This is a genomic window from Plantibacter sp. RU18, assembly GCF_050613355.1.
Taxonomy (GTDB): Bacteria; Actinomycetota; Actinomycetes; order Actinomycetales; family Microbacteriaceae; genus Plantibacter.
The window spans coordinates 1,828,219-1,852,516 of sequence record NZ_CP159618.1; the positions used below are offsets into that span (position 1 = coordinate 1,828,219).

Annotated in this window: 20 protein-coding genes; 12 read left to right on the plus strand and 8 right to left on the minus strand. The window is 68.3% G+C overall.

Features of this window, described 5'->3' with window-relative positions; genetic code table 11:
• The first annotated feature begins 3 nt into the window (after positions 1 to 3).
• Positions 4 to 1,503, plus strand: a complete 1,500-nt coding sequence (locus tag ABMA10_RS08860) for a sensor histidine kinase (RefSeq protein ID WP_056012629.1) — start codon at positions 4 to 6, stop codon at positions 1,501 to 1,503.
• A gap of 70 nt (positions 1,504 to 1,573) precedes the next feature.
• Here ABMA10_RS08860 and ABMA10_RS08865 read toward each other — a convergent pair whose 3' ends face one another.
• The gene (locus tag ABMA10_RS08865; RefSeq protein WP_056012627.1) at positions 1,574 to 1,822 is read right to left on the minus strand and encodes a WhiB family transcriptional regulator; all 249 of its coding nucleotides are present in this window, start codon (positions 1,820 to 1,822) and stop codon (positions 1,574 to 1,576) included.
• A 193-nt stretch (positions 1,823 to 2,015) separates the two neighbouring features.
• Between ABMA10_RS08865 and ABMA10_RS08870 the strand changes: the two genes are divergently transcribed.
• Complete coding sequence (locus ABMA10_RS08870; protein WP_347870395.1) at positions 2,016 to 2,441, plus strand: hypothetical protein; 426 nt, start codon at positions 2,016 to 2,018, stop codon at positions 2,439 to 2,441.
• Positions 2,442 to 2,495: 54 nt separating this feature from the next.
• Here ABMA10_RS08870 and bcp read toward each other — a convergent pair whose 3' ends face one another.
• The 3 genes from bcp to aroA are packed head-to-tail and all read right to left on the minus strand — an operon-like array spanning position 2,496 to position 5,442.
• Positions 2,496 to 2,975 carry a thioredoxin-dependent thiol peroxidase gene (gene bcp / locus ABMA10_RS08875; protein ID WP_347870396.1) on the minus strand — a complete coding sequence of 160 codons (480 nt, stop codon included), beginning with the start codon at positions 2,973 to 2,975 and terminating at the stop codon, positions 2,496 to 2,498.
• Positions 2,976 to 3,020: 45 nt separating this feature from the next.
• Positions 3,021 to 4,085, minus strand: coding sequence for a ribosome small subunit-dependent GTPase A (gene rsgA / locus ABMA10_RS08880; RefSeq protein WP_347870397.1), 1,065 nt, complete (start codon positions 4,083 to 4,085; stop codon positions 3,021 to 3,023).
• Between the two features lie 4 nt (positions 4,086 to 4,089).
• Positions 4,090 to 5,442: a 3-phosphoshikimate 1-carboxyvinyltransferase gene (aroA, locus tag ABMA10_RS08885; protein WP_347870398.1), complete on the minus strand. Its 1,353-nt coding sequence runs from the start codon at positions 5,440 to 5,442 to the stop codon at positions 4,090 to 4,092.
• Positions 5,443 to 5,485: 43 nt separating this feature from the next.
• Here aroA and ABMA10_RS08890 point away from each other — a divergent pair, with 43 nt between their 5' ends.
• Both ABMA10_RS08890 and ABMA10_RS08895 read left to right on the plus strand, forming a co-directional pair.
• A complete protein-coding gene (locus tag ABMA10_RS08890) occupies positions 5,486 to 6,175 on the plus strand; it encodes a sigma-70 family RNA polymerase sigma factor (protein WP_414693725.1) in 690 nt (229 codons plus the stop codon).
• Positions 6,172 to 6,423 (plus strand): zf-HC2 domain-containing protein, encoded by a 252-nt coding sequence (locus ABMA10_RS08895; RefSeq protein WP_347870399.1) that lies wholly within the window; start codon positions 6,172 to 6,174, stop codon positions 6,421 to 6,423. Before ABMA10_RS08890 ends, ABMA10_RS08895 begins: the two co-directional genes overlap by 4 nt.
• Before the next feature lie 24 nt (positions 6,424 to 6,447).
• Here ABMA10_RS08895 and ABMA10_RS08900 read toward each other — a convergent pair whose 3' ends face one another.
• Both ABMA10_RS08900 and ABMA10_RS08905 read right to left on the minus strand, forming a co-directional pair.
• Positions 6,448 to 8,151: a cation:proton antiporter gene (locus ABMA10_RS08900; RefSeq protein WP_347870400.1), complete on the minus strand. Its 1,704-nt coding sequence runs from the start codon at positions 8,149 to 8,151 to the stop codon at positions 6,448 to 6,450.
• 146 nt (positions 8,152 to 8,297) lie between these two features.
• Positions 8,298 to 12,044: a multifunctional oxoglutarate decarboxylase/oxoglutarate dehydrogenase thiamine pyrophosphate-binding subunit/dihydrolipoyllysine-residue succinyltransferase subunit gene (locus ABMA10_RS08905; RefSeq protein ID WP_347870401.1), complete on the minus strand. Its 3,747-nt coding sequence runs from the start codon at positions 12,042 to 12,044 to the stop codon at positions 8,298 to 8,300.
• A 134-nt stretch (positions 12,045 to 12,178) separates the two neighbouring features.
• Between ABMA10_RS08905 and ABMA10_RS08910 the strand changes: the two genes are divergently transcribed.
• Positions 12,179 to 13,618: a GuaB1 family IMP dehydrogenase-related protein gene (locus ABMA10_RS08910; protein WP_347870402.1), complete on the plus strand. Its 1,440-nt coding sequence runs from the start codon at positions 12,179 to 12,181 to the stop codon at positions 13,616 to 13,618.
• A 33-nt stretch (positions 13,619 to 13,651) separates the two neighbouring features.
• Entirely contained in the window at positions 13,652 to 13,957 is a 306-nt protein-coding gene (locus ABMA10_RS08915) for a hypothetical protein (RefSeq protein ID WP_347870403.1), read from the plus strand.
• 42 nt (positions 13,958 to 13,999) lie between these two features.
• On the opposite strand, the gene ABMA10_RS08920 is transcribed toward ABMA10_RS08915, so the two are convergent.
• Entirely contained in the window at positions 14,000 to 14,845 is an 846-nt protein-coding gene (locus tag ABMA10_RS08920; protein ID WP_347870404.1) for a LysR substrate-binding domain-containing protein, read from the minus strand.
• 152 nt (positions 14,846 to 14,997) lie between these two features.
• Between ABMA10_RS08920 and ABMA10_RS08925 the strand changes: the two genes are divergently transcribed.
• From ABMA10_RS08925 to ABMA10_RS08935, 3 genes are all read left to right on the plus strand, one after another.
• Positions 14,998 to 16,362 carry an MFS transporter gene (locus tag ABMA10_RS08925; RefSeq protein WP_347870405.1) on the plus strand — a complete coding sequence of 455 codons (1,365 nt, stop codon included), beginning with the start codon at positions 14,998 to 15,000 and terminating at the stop codon, positions 16,360 to 16,362.
• A 149-nt stretch (positions 16,363 to 16,511) separates the two neighbouring features.
• Positions 16,512 to 17,831, plus strand: a complete 1,320-nt coding sequence (locus ABMA10_RS08930) for a hemolysin family protein (RefSeq protein WP_347870406.1) — start codon at positions 16,512 to 16,514, stop codon at positions 17,829 to 17,831.
• Positions 17,828 to 18,877: a hemolysin family protein gene (locus ABMA10_RS08935; RefSeq protein WP_347870407.1), complete on the plus strand. Its 1,050-nt coding sequence runs from the start codon at positions 17,828 to 17,830 to the stop codon at positions 18,875 to 18,877. Before ABMA10_RS08930 ends, ABMA10_RS08935 begins: the two co-directional genes overlap by 4 nt.
• Positions 18,878 to 18,949: 72 nt before the next feature.
• Here the strand turns inward: ABMA10_RS08935 and ABMA10_RS08940 are convergent, their stop codons facing one another.
• Positions 18,950 to 20,026 (minus strand): NADH:flavin oxidoreductase/NADH oxidase, encoded by a 1,077-nt coding sequence (locus ABMA10_RS08940; RefSeq protein WP_347870408.1) that lies wholly within the window; start codon positions 20,024 to 20,026, stop codon positions 18,950 to 18,952.
• Between the two features lie 169 nt (positions 20,027 to 20,195).
• On the opposite strand from ABMA10_RS08940, the gene ABMA10_RS08945 reads away from it, so the two are divergent.
• The 3 genes from ABMA10_RS08945 (at position 20,196) to ABMA10_RS08955 (ending at position 24,245) form a co-directional block, all read left to right on the plus strand.
• On the plus strand, positions 20,196 to 21,059 hold the full coding sequence (locus ABMA10_RS08945; protein WP_347870409.1) for an ADP-dependent NAD(P)H-hydrate dehydratase: 864 nt from the start codon (positions 20,196 to 20,198) through the stop codon (positions 21,057 to 21,059).
• Positions 21,060 to 21,208: 149 nt separating this feature from the next.
• Positions 21,209 to 21,736, plus strand: a complete 528-nt coding sequence (locus tag ABMA10_RS08950; RefSeq protein ID WP_347870410.1) for a hypothetical protein — start codon at positions 21,209 to 21,211, stop codon at positions 21,734 to 21,736.
• A gap of 19 nt (positions 21,737 to 21,755) precedes the next feature.
• Positions 21,756 to 24,245: an FAD:protein FMN transferase gene (locus tag ABMA10_RS08955; RefSeq protein WP_347870411.1), complete on the plus strand. Its 2,490-nt coding sequence runs from the start codon at positions 21,756 to 21,758 to the stop codon at positions 24,243 to 24,245.
• Positions 24,246 to 24,298: the final 53 nt, after the last annotated feature.

The window sequence follows — 24,298 nt, forward strand, 5'->3', positions numbered from 1 at the left end:
ATCGTGTCGACGCTCAGTGATCTCGTTCTCGCCCAGGGCCGCTCCAGCGCGGCCGACGTCGAGTGGCTGCATATGCTACTCGCCGACAGCCAACTCCTCGCCGATCTCGCATTCGCCGATATCGTCATCTGGGTCCCAACTGATTCAGGAAGCTTCATCGCGGTGGCGCATTCGCGCCCGTCGAGTGCAGCGACACTCTTCTATCGTGACTTCGTCGGCCAATCCATCAAACAGGAATGGCGCAAGCAGGTCACCGATTGTTTCGAGAGCGGTCGGATCATCGAATCCTCCGCACCGGACTGGTATGAGGAGACGCCGACGCGCGTCCGCGCCGTCCCCGTCGCGCGTCGGATCTCGCCCACCGAGAAGACGAATGCCGACGGGCCGATCGCGGTCATCACCCGGCACACCAACCTCGGTGAAGCCCGGACGCCGAGCCGTCAGGAACTCACCTTCAACGATTGCGCGAGCGACCTCTTCGAGATGATCGCCGTCGGTGACTTCCCGGATCTCGGCGCGCCCACCGGTCCACGCCGTGGTGCTCCGCGTGCGAGCGACGGCCTGATCCGTCTGGATGTGGACGGTACGGTCACGTTCGCGAGCCCGAACGCCCTCTCGGCCTTCAACCGCATCGGCTTCGCGGAGGAACTCGAGGGGGAGTCGCTCGCCGACGTCACGACACACCTGCTCTCGGGTACCGGCACCGTCACCGTGGACGAGTCGCTGCCGCTCGTCGTCACCGGACGCGCTCCATGGCGCACCGACATCGAGGACAAGGGTGTCACCGTCTCGCTCCGTGCCATCCCCCTCCGCAGCCGCGGCGAGCGGGTCGGTGCCATCGTCCTCTGTCGCGACGTCAGTGAACTCCGACACCAGGAGCAGGAGCTCATCACCAAGGACGCGACCATCCGGGAGATCCACCACCGGGTGAAGAACAACCTGCAGACCGTCGCCTCGCTGCTGCGGATCCAGGCTCGCCGGACGCACTCCGAGGACGCCCACGATGCACTCACGCAAGCGATGCGGCGGGTGGCGGCGATCGCAGTCGTCCACGACACACTGTCAGAGGGACTGAACCAGAACGTCGATTTCGATGAGGTGTTCGAGCGTGTCCTCCTGCTCGTCGCAGAGGTCGCGAGTTCGCACAACACGACCGTTCGTCCGAAGTCGTCGGGGTCGTTCGGCGTGCTGCCGAGCGAATACGCGACACCGCTCGCACTCGCGCTCACCGAACTGGTCACGAACGCGGTCGAGCACGGACTGAACGGTCGTGATGGCGACGTGGAGATCACCGCCGACCGCACCGACGAGCTGCTGAGCGTCCAGGTGCGTGACAACGGCGTCGGCCTGCCGGAGGGCAAGGTCGGCTCCGGTCTCGGCACGCAGATCGTCCGGACGCTCATCCAGGGTGAGCTCGGCGGCACCATCGACTGGCACACCCTCATGGGCAGCGGCACGGAAGTGACGATCGCCATCCCGATGCGCTGGGTCGCCAAGAGCTGAGGCGGTCCGTCCGGGTGCAGGGCAGACGAGAACCCCGGGGCCGTCAGGCACCCGGGGTTTCCGCGATGTTCTAGGAGGCGCGGCGCGCGCGGGCTGCGCGGCGCTTCAGGGCGCGGCGCTCATCCTCGCTGAGGCCGCCCCAGACACCCGAGTCCTGACCGGTCTCGAGGGCGTACTGCAGGCAGAGCTCGGTGACACTGCAGGTGGCGCACACGGCCTTCGCCTTGTCGATCTGATCGACCGCCGGACCGGTATTACCGACGGGGAAGAACAGTTCCGGGTCGACGGTCAGGCAGGCAGCTTTATCGCGCCAATCCATAGGGGAGCTCCTTTTATTGCATGGTGAGATTTCTTCAACCGGGTGAGGGGACTCGGGAAGCGAAAGCCGAAATGCGAGGGGGATGATCGTCCGGAAGTCGGGATCTGCCCACACCCTCGTGGACCTCATGTCGGCCTCAAACATGGTTTCATATCGGTAAGTGCAAATCAATAGTCAAGTTTGGGTGAACCCTGTGAGTACCGATCGAAACCCCCCTGCTGCGCCGAACCCGGAGGGGCGTCGTCACCCGGCCGTGCGAGCGTTCATCGTGCTGCTGATCGCCGAGGCGGTCTTCATGATCGGCCTGTCGGCGTGGTTCCTGTTCGAGCTGGTGTCGGCCACGCCGGCATCGTTCGCGAGCGCGCTCGCGATCTTCGTCATCCTGCTCATCGCGACGGCCTTCGTCGTCGCACTCGCGATCGGAGCGGTGCGCGGCCGCAGCTGGATCCGCGGCGGAGCGGTCACCTGGCAGTTGGTGCAGATCGCAGTCGCCATCGGAGCGTTCCAAGGAGTGTTCGCGCAGCCCGCGATCGGGTGGTGCCTGCTGGTGCCGTCGCTCGTCGTCCTCGGGCTGCTGTTCACGCCGGCCGTCTCCGCCGTGACCCGCCGCGAGCTCTGACCAGCGTCGGGCGGCCGCCGTCCGGGCAGATCACATCGTGGCGCGCGCCCTGCCTCAGGCGTCGAGCCCGAGGGCCTTCCGCAGGCTCTTGACGTGCCCGGTCGCCTTCACGTTGTAGCGGGCGAGCGTGATCGTGCCGGTCTCGTCGATCACGAACGTCGAACGCAGGACACCCGTCACGATGCGGCCGTAGGAGTTCTTCTCGCCGTAGGCACCGTAGGCCTCGTGCACTGCCAGATCGGTGTCGCTGAGGAGCGGGAAGGTGAGGCCGTCCTCCTGTTGGAACGCCTTCAGCTTGGCGACCGTGTCCTTGGAGACGCCGAGCACGACGAAGCCTGCTCCGGAGAGGGACGCGAGGTTGTCGCGGAAGTCGCAGGCCTGCGTCGTGCAGCCGGGCGTCATCGCCGCAGGGTAGAAGTACAGGATCACGCGCTGCCCGGCGTAGTCGCCGAGGGACACCTGCGCGCCGTCCTGGTCGGTGAGGGTGAAAGCGGGTGCCGGGTCACCGGCGGACAGGCGGAAGGGTTCGGACATGCATCCAGCCTACTGAGCCGTGCAGCGCACGACCGACGTCGACCGTCAGCTGTACTGGTCGGCCTTGATGGAGGCGAAGGTCGACAGGAGGCGCTGCAGCGAATCGAGCCTCGCCGCACCGTTCTCCCCGAGACGGCCCTCCGCGACGGCCTCGACGATGGCACAGTCAGGGGCGTCCGGAAGGTGGGTACACCCGCGTGGACACTCGAGCGCGATCTCGGCGAGATCGGTGAAGGATTTGAGGATGTTGGCGGTGTCGACGTGGCCGAGCCCGAACGACCGCACGCCAGGCGTGTCGATGACCCAGCCGGACCCGGACTCGGATTCGATGCGTAGCGACACGGTGGAGGATGAAGTGTGACGGCCGCGTCCGGTCACGAGGTTGACGTGGCCGGTGGCGCGCTCCGCGGTCGGTACGAGCGCGTTCACGAGCGTCGACTTGCCGACCCCGGAGTGCCCGACGAAGACCGTGTCGTGATCGATGAGCGCCTCGGTGATCTCCGCGAGCGGCACGTCGTCCTCGCGGCTGCGGAACACCCGGAGTCCGAGGCCCGCGAAGTTCGCGAGGAACTCGTCGGGGTTCTGGAGGTCGGTCTTCGTGATGCAGAGGATCGGCGTGATTCCGGCATCATAGGCTGCGACGAGATAGCGGTCGACGAGTCGGGCCCGCGGCTCGGGGTTCGCCGCCGCCACGACGATGAGCATCTGGTCGGCGTTGGCGACGACGACACGCTCCATGGCGTCGGTGTCGTCGCCGCTTCGGCGGAGCAGCGTGGTGCGCGGCACGATGCGGACGATGCGGGAGAGGGTCCCCTCCTCACCCGAGGTGTCGCCGACGACGTCGACGCGGTCGCCGGTGACGATCGGCTGTTTGCGGAGCTCGCGGGCCCTGGTCGAGGTCAGCGCCCGTTCAGCAGGCGTGCCCTCGTCGAGGAGGACCGTGTAGCGCCCGCGGTCGACGGCCAGCACCCGCGCAGTGAGGGCATCGAGGTGTTCCGGCCGCGTCTTCGTGCGGGGACGGTTCGCTTTGGGGTTCGGCCGGACACGGATGCTCGACTCATCGATCTCCAACTCGTCGTCATCGTCTACACCGTCGGTCCACCAGCTCATCGGATCATGCCTCGAGCATCGCGTGCCACAGTTCGGTGAACTGCGGGAGCGTCTTCGCGGTCGTCGCGACGTTCTCGATGGTGATGCCGGGGACGACGAGCCCGAGGATCGCGCCGGTGGTCGCCATGCGGTGATCGTGATAGCTCAGCCATTCGCCGCCGTGCAGCGGGCGAGGCTCGATGCGCAGACCGTCCGGCAGCTCGGTGACGGAGCCGCCGAGCTTGTTGATCTCGGTCGCGAGCGCGGCGAGCCTGTCGGTCTCGTGGTGGCGGATGTGGCCGATGCCCGTGATGGTCGACGGGCCGTCGGCGAGAGCGGCGAGTGCCGTCAGCGCCGGTGCGAGCTCACCACCGGTCGTGAGGTCGATGTCGACTGCGGTGATGCGCTCGCCGCCGGTCACCGTGAGACGGTCGCCGTCGAGGGAGACCGTGGCGCCGAACCGCGGGAGCAGCTCAGCGAGATCTGCACCGACCTGCGTGGTCGAGCTCGGCCACCCGCGCAGGGTGACGCTGCCGCCGGTGACGAGTGCCGCTGCGAGGAACGGAGCAGCGTTCGAGAGGTCGGGTTCGAGGTCGACGTCGCGAGCGCCGATGGTGCCGGGGGCGACGACCCATTCGCCGACAGCGGGCTGCTCCACGACCACACCTCGTTCAGCCAAGGCGGCGATCGTCATCTCGATGTGCGGCAGACTCGGCAGACGCTCGCCCTCGTGGACCAGGTGCAGGCCCTCCTCGAAGCGTGCGGCGGCGAGCAGCAGCCCCGACACGAACTGGCTCGACGACGAGGCGTCTATGGTCAGCTTGCCGCCGGTGACCGCCCCCGTGCCGTGCACGGTGAAGGGGAGTGCCTTGCGGCCGTCGTCGCTGATGTCCACGCCGAGTCCCTGGAGGGAGGCGATCATGGTGGACATCGGGCGGTTCCTCGCCGAGGGGTCGGCGTCGAACACGGTCGGGCCGAGGGCGAGGGCTGCGACGGGAGGCATGAACCGCATGACGGTGCCGGCGAGGCCGCACTCGACGGTGGTGCTGCCGAGGAGCTCTTCAGCGGGCGTGACCAGCCAGTCCTTGCCGAACGCCCCGGACGCCGGACGTTCCTCGATGGTCGTCCCGAGTGCACGCAGTGCCTCGACCATGTTGGTGCTGTCCATCGAGTGCAGGGGGGCTCGGAGGAGCGACGGGCCGTCGGCCAGAGCGGCCAGGACGAGCTCGCGGTTCGTGAGCGATTTGGAGCCGGGGAGCGACACGGTCGCATCGACCGGGGAGCCCGCAGTGGGCGCCGGCCAGGCGGTGTCGTCGTGCTCGGGTTCGGCATCGCCGTACACGTCGAAATCTGGTGCGGAATACGGATTGGTCAACATTGGTTCCAACAGTAGTCGGGGTCGAGAGCAGAAGGAGTAGCGGATGTCCACAGCGGTACTGGAACGACCGGCCACGGAGGCCGATCACGGCCGACGGGCGCTGGCCGTAGACTGGCCGGTGATGACCTCCGTCGACCCAGAAGCCCTCCCGGCCCAGCCGGACCCCCGATCACTGTTCGAAGCACAGGCACTGCCGTTCATCGACCAGCTGTACGGCGCTGCCATGCGCATGACCAAGAACCCGGCCGACGCCCAGGACCTCGTCCAGGAGACCTTCGTCAAGGCGTTCGCGGCCTTCGCTCAGTTCGAACAGGGCACCAACCTCAAGGCGTGGCTCTACCGCATCCTCACGAACACGTACATCAACACGTATCGGAAGAAGCAGCGCGAGCCGTACCAGGGCACCATCGACGATCTCGAGGACTGGCAGCTGGGTGGTGCCGAGTCGATCAGCGCCACCGCGAGCCGGTCCGCCGAGGCCGAAGCGATCGATCACCTGCCGGACAGTGACGTGAAGAACGCACTGCAGGCCATCCCGGAGGACTTCCGTTTGGCGGTGTACCTCGCAGACGTGGAGGGCTTCGCCTATCAGGAGATCGCCGACATCATGAAGACCCCCATCGGGACCGTGATGAGTCGTCTGCACCGTGGCCGGCGACTCCTCCGCGACCTGTTGGCCGACTACGCCGAATCACGTGGCTTCAACGTGACGAAGCAGGGGAGCAAGAAATGAGCGACTGCGGCTGCGACAAAGCCAAGAAGGACCTCGAGGAGTACCTCCGGCACGAGGTCTGCAAGACCGAGGCCGCGGACATCCGCGAGCACCTCGCGAACTGCCCGGACTGCCAGAACGAGGCGCTCGTCTCGCGGACGCTGACCGAAGCGGTCCAACGTGCGTGCAAGGAGGCCGCCCCTGAGGACCTCAAGAACCAGGTCCTCGCGTCCATCCGCGCCACACAGGCGACGCACGAGACGGCGTAGGCCGTGCCAGCGACGGCGTCCGGCTCAACCGGCGCCGTCGAGGCGTGACTCCTCCAGGTCGAGCATGCGCTGCGCCTTCGCGAGGACCTCGGAGCTGTAGCTTCCCGCGGCCCGCGCATCGAGCAGTGCGTCCCGTTCGGCGTCCAGTACCCGGCGCCGGAGCTGACGGTACTGCTCGTGCGGCCCGACTCCCGCGTCGGTCTGCTCCGCCGCCGACTCGACTCTGATCAGGCTCCCGGCCCGCACGCGCTCCACGACCGCTGCATCGAAAGGCCGGTCGCCGTCGGTCCGCAGCTCCGGGTCGTCGAGTGCGGCGACCCCGGTCGATGAGATCTCCGCGACGAGGTTCGCGAGTTCCGTGCGCGCGGCGTCCTCGTCAGTTCCACCGACCCGGCTCAGCCGGATCACGAGGGGGAGTGTGCCGCCCTGCAGCAGCAGGGTCACGATGGCGACCGTGAACGCGATGAGCACCAGCTCGGCCCGGTAGGGCGTCGTGAGCGGCAGCGATTGGGCTGCGGCGATCGTGACGACGCCTCGCATGCCCGCCCAGGCGAGCACGGAACCGCCCCGCCAGCCGAGACCCTCGCGCTCCAGGAAGTCGAGGTCTGCCGTGCGACGGGCGAGTGATCTCGACACCGCCGCCTTGCGTTTCGCGAACCGCGGATCGTCCGAGGTCCGGTCGTCGAGCCGTGCGGTGAACTCGTCCAGTCGTGGTCGGCGGGACAGCGCCTCCCGTTCGTCTCGCCTGAGCGACCACACGAGGAAGCCGACGAAGACGATGCGCAGCACGATGAGGGTGACGGTGGTGAGCAGGCCGAGCCCGATCGACGACCAGATGCCGAGGTCGTCCTGCTCGACCTGCGACACGATGGCCTCGAGTTCGAGGCCCATCACGAGGAACACGCCGTTCTCGAGCAGGAACTGCGCCGTCCGCCAGTTGATGCGCTCGCTGATGCGATCCTGCGCGGTGAACCGTCTTGCGCTCTGATGCCCGGTGTAGAGCCCCGCGACCACGACCGACAGGACACCGGAGGCGTGGAAATGCTCGGCTGGCAGATAGGCGATGAAGGGGACGGCGAAGGAGATGACGGTCGTGAGGACCGGGTCGCCGAGCCGGGCCCGGACGCGCACGGTGATGAACCCGACGAGGACACCGATCGCGACGGCGAGCGAGACCGCGTAGGCGAAGTCGCCGAGCACCCCCCAGAGCGACACGGTTCCCGCGGTCGCGGCGATGGCGGAGCGGAGGAGCACGAGTGCCGACGCGTCGTTCACGAGGCTCTCGCCCTCGAGCACGCTCACGAGCCTGGACGGCATGCCGAGTCGCTTGCCGATCGACGTCGCTGCGACGGCGTCGGTCGGGCTCACGACGGCACCGAGCGCGATACCGGCCGCGAGGCTCAGGTCGGGGAGGATCGTCGAGAGGATGAGCCCGATGACCACCGAGGAGACGACCACGAGGACGACGGACAGGCCGGAGATCGCCTTGAGGTTGCGGCGGAAGTCGACCAGCGGAACGTTGACGGCCGCTGAATACAGGAGCGGCGGCAGCACGCCGGCGAGGATCCACTCGGGCTTGACCTCGACGTCCGGGACGAACGGGAGATAGCTGAGCGCGAGACCGACGAGCACCAGGATGAGCGGCGCGGCGACGCGCAGCTTGTTCGCGAAGCGGGCGACGGCGACGATCGTCACCACTGCGACGACGGCGAGGAATGCGAAATCCATGGCATCAGCCTATTGGCGCGCGCTCACGGGCCACTGACGGATCGCTGTCACCTCGCTGACCGGCCCGAGTCACGGTGCCGGACGACTCGACCACCGACGACGACGGCCGCCCAGGAGACCTGGGCGGCCGTCGTCGTCGGACCGGTCTAGAGCGTGAGCGCGGTGCGCAGCAGCTCGGCCTGCTCGGCAGCGTGACGCTTCGCCGAACCAGTGGCGGGCGACGCCGAAGCCGTCCGCGAGACGTTGCGGATCGTGCGACCCTCGAGGTGCTTGGCGGTCTCCAGGCAGATGAACGGCCATGCGCCCTGGTTCTCCGGCTCGTCCTGCACCCACACCAGCTCGGCGTTCGGGTACTCGCCGACGATGCGGTTCAGGTCGGCGACGGGCACCGGGTAGAACTGTTCGACACGCACCAGCGCGATCTGCTCGTTCGGCTGCTTCTGCAGTTCACTCAGCAGGTCGTAGTGGATCTTGCCGGAGTGCAGCAGCACGCGCTTGACGGCAGCCTTGTCGGTGATGCGGGCATCGTCGATCACCGGTTCGAATCGGCCGGAGGTGAAGTCGGCGACCGGGCTCGTCGCACCGCGCAGGCGCAACATCGCCTTCGGTGTGAAGACCACAAGTGGACGACGCGGACGTGCGTAGGCCTGACGGCGCAGGAGGTGGAAGTACGACGCGGGGGTCGACGGCCGAGCCACGGTCATGTTGTCCTCGGCGCACAACTGCAGGAACCGTTCGATCCTGGCGGACGAGTGGTCGGGGCCCTGGCCCTCGTACCCGTGCGGGAGCAGCAGCGTGACGCTCGAGCGTTGCGACCACTTCTGCTCGGCTGAGGAGATGAACTCGTCGATGATCGTCTGCGCACCGTTGGTGAAGTCACCGAACTGTGCCTCCCAGAGCACGAGGGCGTCGGCGCGTTCGACCGAGTAGCCGTACTCGAAGCCCATGACCGCGTACTCGCTGAGGAGCGAATCGTAGATCCAGAAGCGCGCCTGGTTGTCACTGAGGTTCGCGAGCGGCAGCCATTCCTGGCCGTTGACACGGTCGTGGAGGACGGCGTGACGCTGAACGAAGGTGCCGCGGCGCGAGTCCTGGCCGGACATGCGGACCGGGGTGCCCTCGATCAAGACGGAGCCGAGTGCGAGCAGCTCGCCGAAGCCCCAGTCGATGTTGCCGTTGCGGCTCATGTCGAGGCGCTTCTCCAACAGCTGCTGCACCTTCGGGTGCACCGTGAAGCCGGCGGGCTTGTTGTTGAACGCGTCGCCGATGAGCTGCACGACGCCGTCGGACACACCGGTGGTCTCCAGTTCGCCCGCGTACCCGTCCTCGTCGACCGTCTCGGTGATGACCGGGGTCGGCGAGGTCTGCTCGGCGTGCGTCTCCATGAAGGCGCGCTCGAGGCGGTCCTGGAAGTCGCGGTGGGCGGCCTCGTACTCCTCCTCGGTGATGTCACCACGGCCGACGAGTGCCTCGGTGTAGAGCTTGCGGACCGAACGCTTCGCCTCGATCAGGCTGTACATGAGCGGCTGCGTCATCGACGGGTCGTCGCCCTCGTTGTGACCGCGACGGCGGTAGCAGACGAGATCGATGACGACGTCGCGCTTGAACTCCTGGCGGTATGCGAAGGCGAGTTCGGCGACACGCACGACGGCCTCGGGGTCGTCGCCGTTCACGTGGAAGATGGGAGCCTGGATCGTCTTCGCGACGTCGGTGTTGTAAATCGACGAGCGGCCCTCGCCCGGAGGCGTGGTGAAGCCGACCTGGTTGTTGATGACGACATGGACGGTGCCGCCTGTGCGGTAGCCGCGCAGCTGCGAGAGCTGCATGGTCTCGAGTACGACGCCCTGACCGGCCATCGCGGCATCGCCGTGGATGAGGATCGGGAGGGTGCCGAAGGCTCCGATGGGACCGCGGTCCTGCTTGGCGCGCACGATGCCTTCCAGCACGCCGTTGACGGCCTCCAGGTGTGAAGGGTTCGCCGCGAGGTAGACCGGGAGGTCGCGACCGTTCTCCGAGCGGAAGGTGCCCTCGGTGCCCAGGTGGTACTTGACGTCACCCGAGCCGTGGCTGGCAGGATCCTGCGTGCCCTCGAACTCGCGGAAGATCTGACCGTACGTCTTGCCGGCGATGTTCGTGAGCACGTTGAGGCGACCGCGGTGCGCCATGCCGATCGCGACCTCGTCGAGCTGGGCCTCGGAAGCACCCTGCAGGATCGTGTCGAGCAGCGCGATCGTCGACTCGCCGCCCTCGAGGCTGAAGCGCTTCTGGCCGACGTACTTGGTCTGCAGGAAGGTCTCGAACGCCTCCGCCTCGTTGAGCTTGCCGAGGATGCGCATCTGCTCGTCGTGCGAGGGTTTCTCGTACTTGCGCTCGACCTTGCTCTGGATCCACTTGCGCTGGGCAGGGTCCTGGATGTGCATGTACTCGATGCCCGTGGTGCGGCAGTAGGAATCGCGGAGGACGCCCAGGATGTCGCGGAGCTTCGAGGTGCGGGCTGTGCCGAACGCGCCGGTCACGAACTCGCGGTCGAGGTCCCAGAACGTCAGGCCGTGGCTGGCGATGTCGAGGTCGGGGTGCGACCGCTGCACGTACTCGAGCGGATCGATGTCCGCCATGAGGTGTCCGCGCACCCGGAACGCGTTGATGAGTTCCTGCACGCGGGCCGTCTTGTCGACGGCGTCGGCCAGGTCGACGCTGATGTCGGGCGCCCAGTGGATGGGGTCGTACGGGATGCGCAGCGCCGAGAAGATGTCCTGGTAGAAGCTGCGGCTGCCGATGAGGAGCTCATGGACGACCTTGAGGAACTCGCCGGAGCCTGCGCCCTGGATGACCCGGTGGTCGTAGGTGCTCGTGAGCGTGATCGTCTTGCCGATCGCGAGCTCGTTCAGGGTGCGCTCGGAGGCGCCCTGGAACTCGGCCGGGTAGTCGAGGGCGCCGGCGCCGATGATGCAGCCCTGGCCCTTCATGAGGCGCGGCACCGAGTGCACGGTGCCGATGCCACCGGGGTTCGTCAGCGAGACGGTGACGCCCTGGAAGTCGGCGCCCGTGAGCTTGTTCTTGCGAGCGCGGCTGACGAGGTCCTCGTACGCCGACAGGTACTCGTTGAACGTGAGCGTGTCGGCGCGCTTGATGCCCGGCACCATGAGCGCCCGCGAACCGTCCGGCTTCGGGAGGTCGATCGCGATGCCGAGGTTGACGTGCGCCGGCGCGACGACCGTCGGCTTGCCGTCGGCCTCCTCGTAGTACACGTTCTGGCTCGGGAAGTCCTTCAGCGCCTGGATCAGGGCCCAGCCGATGAGGTGGGTGAAGCTGACCTTGCCGCCGCGGGCGCGCTTCAGGTGGTTGTTGATGACGATGCGGTTGTCGATCATCAGCTTCGCGGGGATGGTGCGCACGCTCGTCGCGGTGGGGACTGTGAGGCTTGCGTCCATGTTGGTCGCGAGCGACTTCGCCATGCCCTTGAGGACGGTCACCTTGTCGACGGCCTCAGGCTCCGCTTCGTCGGCGGACGTCTTGGGCTGCTGCACCTGGCTCGGGCTCGTCACCGGTGCGTCGGCCGGAATCGGGGCCGGCTTCGCCTGCACCGAGGTGGTGCGGGCCACCGGCTGTGCGCCGATGACCTGGATCGGGGCGGTCGGCGGGTTCACGAGGGTGCCGGATTCGGGCTGCGCTGCTGCCGGAGCTGTCGTCGTGCTGCCGGCCGCGCCACCCGTGGTTCCCTCGGTGGCGCCGTTCACCGGCCGGTAGTGCTCGAGGATCGGCCACCAGGAGCGGTCAACCGAATCCTTGTCGACGAGGTACTGCTCATACATCTCGTCGACGAGCCATTCATTGGCTCCGAATTCGTTCGTTGCGCCGTCATCAGCGCCCACTCCGGTCATCTGGCTCGACACCGTCGATCGCCCACTCTCTCCGTTGATTTCTTGCTGTTTGCAGGCAGGGAACATGCCCGCACGATCCAAGGAACAAGCCTAAACCCATTCGGCTCTCCATGCGGCTCGGACGCAGGGCGGGATACGGTGTTCTCATGCGGTTCATCGGTGAGATTCCCAGCCACGACCTGACCTACTCGGACGTGTTCCTCGTCCCGAGCCGATCGGGTATCACCAGTCGACTCGACGTCGACCTCGCCCCGGACGACGGCACGGGGGCGACGATCCCCATCGTCGCCGCGAACATGAACTCCGTCACCGGTCCTCGCCTGGCGGCGGCGCTCGCCCGCCGTGGAGGTCTCGGGGTGCTGCCCCAGGACATGCCGCTGCAGGACCTGGACGCTGCGATCCGGTGGGTCAAGGCGCAACCGGTCGCCTTCGACACGCCCCTCATCATGCGCGAGGACCAGACCGCCGGAGACGCGTTGCGCCTCATCCCCGCGGTCGCCGGTCACGGCATCGTGTTGCACGACGAGGCCGGCGCCTACGCCGGGTGCATCCCTGCCGCCCGTCTGGCGACGGCACTGCCCGACGCGAGGCTCGGCGACCTCGTCCGTGGAGCCCTCGCCTCGATCGACGCCGACGACGTCACCGGCGGTCGCGCGGCGTTCGACCTGATGGTGGCCGCAGACCTCGAGTTCGCTCCGGTGCTGCACCACGGAGCGGTGGTCGGAACCCTCAGTCGCACCAGCGCCCTCCGCTCGACGATCTACACCCCGGCGCTCGACGCTGCGGGCAGGCTGCGGGTCGCCGCGGCCATCGGGATCAACGGGGACGTCGGCGTCAAGGCCCGCGCCCTCGCTGCGGCAGGGGTCGACGTCCTCGTCATCGACACCGCCCACGGTCACCAGGAGGGCATGCTCCGCGCCATCGCCGCCGTCCGGGCACTCGGGCTCGGCCTGCCGATCGTCGCCGGGAACGTGGTGTCAGCGGTCGCGGTGCAGGACCTCGTCGATGCCGGCGCGGACATCCTCAAGGTCGGCGTCGGCCCGGGCGCGATGTGCACGACGCGCATGATGACCGCCGTGGGTCGTCCGCAGTTCTCGGCGGTCCTCGAGACCGCGGAGACCGCACGGGCGCTCGGGGCGAGGGTCTGGGCGGACGGCGGGGTCCGCTACCCGCGCGACGTCGCCCTCGCGCTCGCCGCCGGCGCATCGTCGGTCATGATCGGGTCCTGGTTCGCCGGGACCATCGAGGCACCTGGCGAGCTGCAGCGCGCGGCCGACGGCTCCATCTACAAGGAGAGCTGGGGCATGGCGTCGACGAAGGCCGTGCACGAACGCTTCGGACGGCTCGATCCGTTCGAACTCGCCAGGAAGACCCTCTTCGCCGAGGGCATCTCATCCTCGCGCATCACCATCGATCCCCTCCGTCCGTCGGTCGAGGACCTCCTCGACATGATCACCGCCGGGGTCCGCTCGTCGTTCACCTACGCCGGCGCCGACACGGTGCCCGGTTTCCACGAGCGCGCCATCGTCGGTGTGCAGTCGGCGGCGGGGTACGAAGAGGGCAAGGCGCTGCCGGTCTCCTGGTGAGGCGGGCGGGCGTCCCGGTGGGATGATGGAGCCATGGCAGTGAACAAGGACGCGTCTCCACTCGGCCTCGGCGTGGGCATGCAGGTGCTCGTGCTGATGGACCCCGCGTCCGACCCGTCGACGGGCGAGCGCGTCTCCGGCGTGATCGTCGCTCCTGGCCGCCAGCGCGCCGCGGCCTTCATCTCCGTGTGGACCGAGCAGCTGACCACGTGGATCGTCGAGTTCGACGAACCGTTCACCGCGCCGGACGGCAGCGGTCCGCACGAATCGGCAGAGGTCCGGGAGACCTACCTCGTCCCGGCACCCTTCACTGACGAGACCGCCGACGTCTCCGTCTGATCCGGTCGGCATCCCGGTCGCGGACCACCGTCCGGCGGCGGTTCAGGCGAGCGAGCGGTCCATGATCGCCGAGGACAGTGCGTCGACCGGCTCCGAGGCCGCGAGCGGATTGGCGAGCAGCGTGAAGTCGACGCCGCCGAGGTCCGGGAGTTCGAGCCGGTTGCTCAGCATGACGAGGTCCGTCGGGATGAGGCTGCGCGGGAACACGGCGACGCCGAGCCCCGCACGGACGGCCGCGAGGACGCCGTTCACCTCGCGCGTGCTGCAGGTGATCCGCCAGGTGCGGCCGGCGGCCTCCAGCGCGTCGATCGCGAGCTGCCGCGACAGGCTCGGGTCCTGGTAGGCGATGAGCGGCACGGGTTGGCCGGGCTCGATCGTCGTCTTCTCGAGACCGACCCACACCATCGAGTCGGTGCGCACGAGCTTGCCTTCGCTCTGCCCAGGGTTCATCTTGATGAAGATGAGGTCGAGGGCGCCCGCTTTCAAGCGTCGGTACAGCGGTCCACTCTGATTGACGGTCAGCTCGAGGTTGACCTGCGGGTGCCCCTGTCGGAAGTGCCTGAGGATGCGCGGCAGCTGCGTCATCGCGAGGTCGTCTGCCGCCCCGAACCGGAGACGGCCGCGCATGGCCGAGCCGGTGAAGTAGCTCTCGGCGGCAGCATGCGCGGCGAGGATCGTCCGCGCGAACCCCGCCATCGCGTCGCCGTTGTCGGTGAGTCGGACGGCCCTCGTGTCCCGGACGACGAGCCAACGGCCCGCGGCGTCCTCCAGGCGACGGATCTGCTGGCTCACCGTCGGCTGACTGATCCCGAGTTGCGCCGCAGCACGCGTGAAGCTCTTGGTCTCGGCGACCGCGAGGAAGGTGCGCAGCAGCGTCGGGTCGAACATGCGGGATCCATTCATTCACGAATCGAATAGGACTGATAGGGATCATCCTGCTCCGAAATGGGTGGAACGGCAATACCGTGGAGGTGAGCCTCGCGCACCACGGCTCGCACCCATACGACACGCACTCGACATACGAAACGCTGGCCACACACGTGACTCCTCCTTCCGACATCGCCGTCGCTCCGCCCCCGCCAACCGCCCCGATGCCGATCGTCGGTGAGCGTCCAGCCTGGCGGGACACCTTCTCCTCCCTGCGGGTACCGAACTTCCGGCTCTTCACCATCGGGCACATCGTCGCGACGACCGCGATCGGCATGCAGCGCATCGCCCAGGACTGGCTCGTCCTGGAACTGTCCGGCAGCGTCGCGGCGGTCGGGATCACCGTCGCCATGCAGTTCGCACCCATGCTGTTGTTCGGGCTCATCGGCGGTGTCATCGCCGACCGGTACTCGAAGCGCGTGCTCCTGATGATCACGCAGTGTCTCGCAGCGGTCCTCGCCGTCGCGCTATCGATCCTCACGCTCAGCGGCTCGGTCGAGGTCTGGCACATCTACGTCATCGCGTTCATGCTCGGCCTCGTCACGGTCGTCGACAATCCTGCACGCCAGGTGTTCGTGAACGAGCTCGTGGGTCCGGCCCGACTGCGGAACGCGATCAGCCTGAACTCCGCGGTGTTCCAGCTCGGCCAGCTCGTCGGACCGGCGGTCGGCGGCATCCTCATCACCGCGGTCGGTTCCGGGTGGTCGTTCGGCATCAACGCCGTCGCCTGCTGCGGCGTCGTCCTCACGCTCGCGCTCATGCGCGTCTCCGAGCTCGTCCCGACGCCCATCGTCGCGAAGGCGAAGGGCCAGCTGAAGGAGGGCCTCGGGTACGCGATGCGGAAGCCGGCCATCCGCTGGACCGTGATCATGGTCGCGTTCATGTCGGTGTTCGCCTTCAACCTGCCGGTCCTCCTCGCCGCCTACGCATCGGACGTCTTCGACATCGGAGCGAGCGGCTATGGATTCCTCAACGCACTCGTCGCGGTCGGGGCGCTCACCGGCGCACTCGCGTCGACCCGGCGCGGGGGAGTGGACCTGCGCATCGTGATCGTCGCCGCAGCGATGGTCGGCATCCTGCAGGCAGCTGCCGGCGCGATGCCCGTACTCCTGCCGTTCGCGCTGCTGCTCATCGCCGGAGGCGTCGCGAACCTGCTCTTCATCACCGCGGCGAACTCGCTCGTGCAGCTCTCCTCGAACGTCGCGATCCGTGGCCGCGTCATGTCGTTGTACATCCTCGTGCTCCTCGGCGGCCAGTCGATCGGTGGCCCGCTGATGGGCTGGCTCATCGAAGCCGCCGGTCCGCACGTCGGCATGATCGTGTCGGGCGGTGTCCCAGCGTTGGCCGCCGGCGTGATCGGGCTCCGGTTCGCGATCGTCCGCCGCAAGGCGGCACGCGCCACCGAGCGGCGGGCGCGGGCGTCGGATGCTGAGAAGAACCCCAGGATTCCGGGGTCCACAGAGGTGGATGTCCGATAGACTCATCCGCACAATGGACGACCCTCCTTCAGACAATTCACCCGGCCACCATCCGTACCCGGCGCCGCATCGCGACGATTTCAGTCGCTGCGCTCTGACCCCCGGATTCCCCCTCCCGACATCGCTCGGCACGCACGGACGGGATCGGCATGTCTGAGTGGATCATGCTCGGCGTCGGCCTCGTCCTGACCATCGGCACCGGCCTCTTCGTCGCTTCCGAGTTCGCGCTCGTCAACCTCGACCGCGCGGACCTCGAAGCCCGCCGCGACCGGGGTGAGACCCGCCTCACGATGACCATCGCGGCGCTGAAGATCACCTCGACGCATCTCTCCAGCGCTCAGCTCGGCATCACGCTGACGACGCTCCTGACCGGTTACACGATGGAGCCGGCGCTGTCGAAGATGCTCGCGGGACCGCTCGGCTCGCTCGGCGTCCCGGAAGCGGTCGTCGCGGTGGTCGCGACGATCGTCGCCATCACCATCGCGACACTGCTCAGCATGATCATCGGCGAGCTGGTGCCGAAGAACTTCGCACTCGCACTTCCCCGCCAGACGGCCAAGCTCGTCGTGCCGTTCCAGACCGCGTTCACGTGGGTGTTCAAGCCGGCGATCGTCGTGTTGAACGGCAGTGCGAACGGGATCCTGCGGTCGATGGGCATCGAGCCGAAGGAAGAACTGTCCGGCGCCCGGACAGCCGAGGAGCTCTCCTCGCTCGTGCGTCGCTCGGCCCTCGAGGGAACCCTCGAGGCGGACACGGCGACGCTCCTCAACCGGACACTGCGGTTCTCGAACCACGACGCCTCCGACGTCATGACGCCGCGCCCGCGGGTCGCTTCGATCCAACGAAACGAACCCGCGCAGGCCGTCCTCGCGCTCGCTCGGAAGACCGGGCACTCCCGGTTCCCGGTGACGGACGAGGACGTCGACGACATCACGGGCGTGGTCCACGTGAAGCAGGCGATCGCCGTCCCGCGTGATCGCCGCGGGTCGGTGCCCGTCTCAGCACTCCAGTCTCCAGCGCTCCGCGTCCCGGAGACGATGAAGCTCGACGTGCTCCTCTCACAGCTGCGCGGGCGCGGTTACCAGATGGCCGTCGTCGTGGACGAGTACGGCGGAACGGCCGGCGTCACCACACTCGAGGACCTCGTCGAGGAGCTCGTGGGCGAGGTCGCCGATGAACACGACCGCTCCCGTGCGGGCGTCGTGCGAGGCCGTGACTCGACGACCTTCCCGGGCAGCCTCCGCCCAGACGAACTCCTCGAGCGCGCTGGCGTCCTGGTACCCGAGGACGGAGCGTACGAGACGGTGGCGGGCTACGTCATGAGCGAGCTCGGTCGGCTCGCGGTCAGCGGCGACGAGCTCGAACTCGAGGCGGGCACACTCCGCGTCGAGCGCCTCGACGGCCGACGCATCGATCGGATCCGGTTCACCCCGAGACCCAACACTCCGGAGGAAGGTGACGACGCATGAGCGACTGGGCAGGAATCGCCTGGCTCGTGGTGCTGCTGATCGCGAACGCCTTCTTCGTCGGTGCCGAGTTCGCCGTCATCTCCGCGCGTCGCTCGCAGATCGAACCGCTTGCGGAACAGGGCAGCCGGAGCGCGAAGACGGCGCTGTGGGCGATGGAACACGCGACCCTCATGCTCGCGACGAGCCAGCTCGGCATCACGGTGTGCTCGCTGCTCATCCTGAACGTCTCCGAACCCGCGATCCACCACCTGCTCGAGGTGCCGCTGGCGCTCACCGGCTGGTCCGAGGAGACGATCGGCACGGTCGCCTTCATCATCGCGCTACTGCTGGTGTCCTACCTGCACGTGGTGTTCGGCGAGATGGTCCCGAAGAATCTGTCGTTCTCGATCCCCGATCGCGCCGTGCTGCTGCTCGCACCGCCGCTCGTGTTCGTGGCGCGCGTGTTCAAGCCGATCATCTGGTCGCTCAACGCGATCGCGAACGCGGTCCTCCGGCTCTTCAAGGTGGAGCCGAAGAACGAGGCTGCGAGCGCGTTCACACTCGACGAGGTCGCGACGATCGTCGACCAGTCCACACGCGAGGGTGTGCTGACCGATTCGACCGGCGCACTCGTGGCAGCGTTCGAGTTCACGGAGAAGAAGGTGCACGACGTGGCTCTGCCGCTCGCGAGCCTCATCACCCTCACTGAGGAAGCGACCCCCTCCGACGTCGAGCGGGCGGTCGCGAAGTACGGGTACTCCCGCTACGTGATCGTCGATGACGAGGCCGTCCCGATCGGCTACCTGCACCTCAAGGACGTCCTGCGGTACGACGACCTCGACGGGAGCGGGGACGAGGAACGACCGGTCCCCGCGAAGCACATCCGGCAGCTCGTGTCGGTGTTCGAGGGTTCCGACGTCGAGGACGCGCTGACGACCATGCGCCGCTCCGGTGCGCACGTGGCTCGGGTCTTCGACGAGGAGGGCGCCACGACCGGCGTCCTGTTCCTCGAAGACATCATCGAGGAACTCGTCGGCGAGGTGCAGGACGCCACACGGCGCCGCTGAGTCGCAGCACCTGATGGACGACGACGGCCCGCACGCGACAGCGAGCGGGCCGGCGTCAGTCGAGGGACCTGGTCAGCGACGCGGCTTCGCCCGCTCGTACTGGCCGGGCCACTCGATGTCGACGCCGAGCTCCTCGGCGGCACGCAGGGCGAAGTGCGGGTCGCGGAGCGCCTCCCGCGCGACCATGACGGCCGCGGCGCGGCCGTCGGCGACGATCCCCGCCGCCTGGTCGGCGTCGGTGATGAGACCGACCGCGCTGGTGTCGACGCCCGTTGCGCCGATCTGGGCGGCGAACGGCACCTGGTAGCCGGGGGAGAGCGGGATGCGGACGCCACCGATCGCACCGCCGGTCGAGATGTCGAAGAAGTCGGCCCCGTGTTCTGCGCACCAGTTCGCTACCGTCGCCGTCTGGTGCTCGTCCCAGCCGCCGTCGGCCCAGTCCGTCGCCGAGAAGCGCACGAAGAGCGGCAGCTCCTCCGGAACGACCTCCCTGATCGCGTCGACGATCTGGAGGAGGAGCCGCGCGCGGTTCTCGAGCGAACCGCCGTAGGTGTCGTCACGGTGGTTCACCAGCGGCGACAGGAACTGGTGCAGCAGGTAGCCGTGGGCGGCGTGGAGTTCGATCACCTGGAAGCCGGCCTCGACCGATCGGATGGCCGCCGTTCGGAAGTCCTCGATGACGCGGTCGATGCCCGGCTGGTCGAGCGCCACGGGCATGGCGTACCCGGGGAACGCCTCTGCGGACGGAGCGACCGTCGACCAGCCGCCCTGCGCGTCCGGGACGCTCCCCGCCTGATCGTTGCCCCATGGCGCCCAGGTCGAGGCCTTCCGGCCCGCGTGCGCGAGTTGGATACCGGGCACTGCGCCCTGTTCGGTGATGAAGGCGGTGATGGGCTTCCACGCATCCTGTTGTCCGTCGGTCCAGATACCGGTGTCCTGCGGGGAGATCCGGCCCTCGGGGCTCACCGCGGTCGCCTCCGAGAGGATCAGCCCGAAGCCGCCGGCGGCGAACTGCCCGAGATGCATGAGATGCCAGCTCGTCGGGACACCATCCTCCTCGCTGACGCTGTACTGGCACATCGGGGCGATCCACAGTCGGTTGCGGATCGTGATGCCTCGCAGGGTGATCGGATCGAAGAGTGCTGGCACGGAAGGCCTCCGGTTCGTGGAGCGGTTCTGGGGTGTGAAGCGGCGTTGGCCGTCGCTGTCGGGGAACGTCGCGAGGGCGTCGCGGATTCCCTCGCCGCCCACCCCATGCTGCCGATCGGGACCGGCTGGTCGGGGATGCCGCGCCGGAGTGCTGCCCTAGGGTGATGGCATGGCTGAACCGATCCGCTGGACTCCTGCCGACGCCCGCGACTGGATCATGGTGCCCGACACCGATTCCGACAAATACTCGCACGGGGTGCTCGGCGTCGTGACGGGCTCGGAACACTACCCGGGCGCTGCGGTGATCGGCGTCGAGGCGGCCGTCCGGACGGGCGTCGGCATGGTCCGCTACCTCGGTGCCGAGCGGGCCGCGAACCTCGTGCTGCAACGACGCCCGGAGATCGTGACGATGCAGGGGCGTGTGCAGGCGTGGCTCATCGGCTCCGGGATGGATCCGGGCAAGCTCACCCGCGATGAGAGCGCGCTGCTCGACGGGGCGTTACGCAGCACCGAACCCGTCGTCGCCGACGCCGGTGCCCTCCGCCGGGTCGCTGCGGGGGGCCACCAGCGCGGCTTCGGAGTCGCCGAATCCTGGCTCATCGTCGCCACCCCGCACGTCGGTGAGCTCGCGACGATGCTGAGTGGACTCGGCAGCCCGGCGGAACGCGATGCGATCATGGCCGACCCGATCACCCACGCAGCGGACGTCGCCAGCAGGCTCGGGATCGTCGTGGTCCTGAAGGGCGCGACGACCCACGTCGTCTCGCCCGATGGAGCGACGATCAGTGTCGCCGGGGGGCCGTCGTGGCTCGCGACGGCTGGGACGGGGGACGCACTCGCTGGGATCATCGGTGCGCTCGTCGCGACGAACGCCGAACGGGTGCTGGACGATCCGTCGTGCTTGGCAGCGATCGCGGCGAGCGGCGTCCTCATCCACGCCGCAGCCGGGACTGCGGCGGCACTCGACGGCCCGCTCGCCGCGCTCGATGTCGCAGAGGCCGTCCGAGGCGCGGTCCGCGGAGTGCTGGGCTGAACGGTCGTTCATCGACACCAGAGGGGTAACTCCCAGAACGCTCATAGCTTCCCCATAGAGAGGCTCACGACACTGGGTTCACCGCGGCAGGGAACATGTCGCGCCGGCCGTCTCCGGACGGCGTCCCCCACCGTCCGAGGAGACGAACGATGCTGAAGAACACCACGACCCCCGGGACCATCCACATGCCCCGCTTCTCAGGAGCCGCCAAGAAGACCACGTTCGCGGCGCTCACCGGTCTCACGCTCGTCGGGACGCTCGCCGGTTGCTCGGCCGCCGATGCCGAGAGCACGGCGACCACGACACCCACCACCGGCACGTCGGCCACGACCGCACCGAGCGCGACCGCCGACGCGGGCGCGGGGACGGGCGGCGTGACCGACTACGCCGACGGCTCCTACACGGCGGACGGCAGCTATCAGTCCCCGAACGGCACCGAGTCCGTCACCGTCACCGTGACGCTCGCGGACGACGTCGTGACGGCGGTCGACGTGGTCTCGAACGCCGAGAGCGCCAACAGCAAGCGATACCAGGCGGAGTTCATCTCGGGGATCGCGGCCGAGGTCGTCGGCAAGGACATCGACAGCCTCTCCGTGTCGAAGGTCGCCGGCTCCTCGCTGACGAGCGGTGGGTTCAACGCCGCCATCGACACGATCAAGTCCGAAGCCGCCAGCTGAACCGGCCCGCTCTCCGACCATGAGTGACACGACGTTGCGCTTCGAGGCGATCGGGACCGGTTGGCAGATCGACACGACACTGCGCGTCGACGAGGCCACGGCTGCTGCGGTCGCCGCGCGGATCGACGCGTTCGATCGCACCTGGTCGAGGTTCCGGGACGACGCCTTCATCGCCCGGTTCGCCGAGGGCCCGGCACGCGCCGCCTTCCCGCCAGAGGCGAGGGAGGACGCCGTCGCCCTGTTCGACCTCTACCGACGCCTGCACGACGCGACGGCCGGTGCCGTGACGCCCTTCATCGGCGCCTCGCTCGAACGGCTCGGATACGACGCCGCGTACACCCTCGCCCAGCGCGGTCCGGCGCTCGCCGCACCGCGCTGGGACGACGTCGCCGAGTGGGACGGCCAGACCCTGGAGACGAGCAGGCCGATCGTGATCGACATCGGGGCCGCGGGGAAGGGGCGACTCGTCGACCTCGTCGCCGCGGTGCTCCGCGAGCACGGCCACGAGGAGTTCACGATCGACGCCTCGGGTGACATCCGGCACGAGCACGGAGCCCGCGAGTCCGCACCGCTCCGGATTGCGCTCGAGCACCCCTACGACCCCCGCAAGGCGATCGGCGTCGCGACGATCGACGCAGGCGCATTGTGCGCCTCAGCGACGAACCGTCGCTCCTGGGGCGAGGGCCTCCACCACGTCATCGACGGTCGCACGGGCGAGCCGACCAGGGCGGTCGCAGCGAGCTGGGTCACCGCGCCGGAGGCGATGACCGCCGACGGCCTCGCGACCGCGCTGTTCTTCACTGACCACGCCTCGCTCGCGGAGTTTTTCACGTTCCAGAGCGTCCGCATGTTCACCTCGGGCCTCGCGGATCGATCCGTGGCTTTCCCCCGGCGAACTCTTCACCTGACCCGCTCCGATCAGAGTGCCGACCTCCAGCAGCACCTCACCGCAGAAAGCAGACAGCACATGACCGGCCGCCTCGGCTACTTCTTCGACACCGTCCTCGGGCGGGTCACCATGTACCGGCTCGTGACACTCTCCCTCAGTACGCTCGCCCTCTACGCGTTCGTCCTGTCGCTCGTCGGTGCGGTCTTCTACACGCCGCTCGAACTCCTCGCGACGCTCGCCACCCTGCTCGTCGTCGGGTACCTCTCCAACCGGCTGTTCGGCGCGCTGTTCCGCGTCCACCCCCACAGCGAATCGTCGATCATCACCTCGCTCCTGCTGTTCTTCATCCTCTGGCCCGGGATCGAGCCCGCGGAACTCGCCTGGATCGCCGTCGCCGCGTTCGTTGCCTCGGCGGGGAAATACCTGTTCGCGATCCGTGGTCGCCACATCTTCAACCCCGCTGCGCTCGCGGCCCTCGTCATGAGCGTCCTCGCGAGTTACCTCGTCGTCCCGGGGATCTCGCCGTCGGTGTGGTGGGTCGCGAACCCGTACCTGTTGCCCGGCGTGATCCTCCTGGGCGGTCTCGTCCTCATCCGCACGAAGCGCCTGACGATGGCGCTCCTGTTCATCGTCGTGTCCTGGGCGCTCGTCGCCATCCGACTGGTCGTGGGCGGTCAGGATCTCGGAGCAGCGCTGCTGACGCCGCTCGTGTCGTATCCGATCCTGTTCCTTGCCTCCTTCATGCTGACCGAACCGCTCACGCTGCCGCCTCGCCGCTGGCAGCAGCTGGGGGAGGCTGCAGTGGTCGCGGTGCTGTTCTCGGTGCCGTTCATGATCGGTCAGGTCGCGTCGACGCCGGAGCTGGCGCTCCTCATCGGCAACGTGCTTGCCTTCGTCGTCGCTCGACGACGCGGCCTGCATCTGCGACTCGAGGGCACCCGAGCCCTCACCCCAACCGCCGTCGAGTACCGGTTCAGCTCGAAGCGGCCCATCCCCTTTGCCGCCGGCCAATACGTCGAGCTCACGCTGCCACACCGTGGGGCGGACGTCCGTGGGACGCGTCGCGTGTTCAGCATCGCCTCGCCACCGGAGGACGACGGCACGGTCCGTGTCGCGATGCGCATCCCGGAGCGCGCGAGCAGCTTCAAGCGGGCGCTCGGTTCGATGCCGGTCGGGACGAGTCTCGCGGCGACAGGGGTCTGGGGCGACTTCGTCCTCCCGAAGGACTCCGGCAAGCCGCTGCTCCTCATCGCGGCAGGCATCGGGATCACACCGTTCGCGAGCCAGCTGTCCCGCCTCCACCTGCGCGGGGAACGGCGCGACGTCGTGCTCGTGTACGTCGTCTCAGATCCGCTGGAGCTCGCCTACGCGGCCGAACTCCAGGCCTGGGGTACCCGGGTGATGGTTGCCGGCCTCGCTGCCGACGCACCGCTGCCCTCGGGGTGGACGACGATCGGCCCGGGGCGCGTCGACCACGACCGGCTCGCCGCTGCTCTACCGGATCTGGCTGCACGCGAGGTCTTCATCTCCGGGCCACCGGCCATGGTGGACGCGCTGAAGCCTGCGTTGCACGGCATCGGCGTCGGTCGGGTGCGCACGGACGCCTTCACCGGTTACTAGGCCCCGCACCCCGGGCGCTGGACGATCTCCGTCCTGTTCATCGTCGGGGCTCC

Bases quoted from the DNA above. Each gene is read 5' to 3' on its own strand.
- ABMA10_RS08865 (WP_056012627.1), bottom strand. From the start codon at position 1,822: ATGGATTGGCGCGATAAAGCTGCCTGCCTGACCGTCGACCCGGAACTG.
- bcp (WP_347870396.1), bottom strand. From the start codon at position 2,975: ATGTCCGAACCCTTCCGCCTGTCCGCCGGTGACCCGGCACCCGCTTTC.
- rsgA (WP_347870397.1), bottom strand. From the start codon at position 4,085: ATGAGCTGGTGGACCGACGGTGTAGACGATGACGACGAGTTGGAGATC.
- aroA (WP_347870398.1), bottom strand. From the start codon at position 5,442: ATGTTGACCAATCCGTATTCCGCACCAGATTTCGACGTGTACGGCGAT.
- ABMA10_RS08890 (WP_414693725.1), top strand. From the start codon at position 5,486: ATGTCCACAGCGGTACTGGAACGACCGGCCACGGAGGCCGATCACGGC.
- ABMA10_RS08895 (WP_347870399.1), top strand. From the start codon at position 6,172: ATGAGCGACTGCGGCTGCGACAAAGCCAAGAAGGACCTCGAGGAGTAC.
- ABMA10_RS08900 (WP_347870400.1), bottom strand. From the start codon at position 8,151: ATGGATTTCGCATTCCTCGCCGTCGTCGCAGTGGTGACGATCGTCGCC.
- ABMA10_RS08910 (WP_347870402.1), top strand. From the start codon at position 12,179: ATGCGGTTCATCGGTGAGATTCCCAGCCACGACCTGACCTACTCGGAC.
- ABMA10_RS08915 (WP_347870403.1), top strand. From the start codon at position 13,652: ATGGCAGTGAACAAGGACGCGTCTCCACTCGGCCTCGGCGTGGGCATG.
- ABMA10_RS08920 (WP_347870404.1), bottom strand. From the start codon at position 14,845: ATGTTCGACCCGACGCTGCTGCGCACCTTCCTCGCGGTCGCCGAGACC.
- ABMA10_RS08930 (WP_347870406.1), top strand. From the start codon at position 16,512: ATGTCTGAGTGGATCATGCTCGGCGTCGGCCTCGTCCTGACCATCGGC.
- ABMA10_RS08935 (WP_347870407.1), top strand. From the start codon at position 17,828: ATGAGCGACTGGGCAGGAATCGCCTGGCTCGTGGTGCTGCTGATCGCG.
- ABMA10_RS08945 (WP_347870409.1), top strand. From the start codon at position 20,196: ATGGCTGAACCGATCCGCTGGACTCCTGCCGACGCCCGCGACTGGATC.
- ABMA10_RS08950 (WP_347870410.1), top strand. From the start codon at position 21,209: ATGCTGAAGAACACCACGACCCCCGGGACCATCCACATGCCCCGCTTC.
- ABMA10_RS08955 (WP_347870411.1), top strand. From the start codon at position 21,756: ATGAGTGACACGACGTTGCGCTTCGAGGCGATCGGGACCGGTTGGCAG.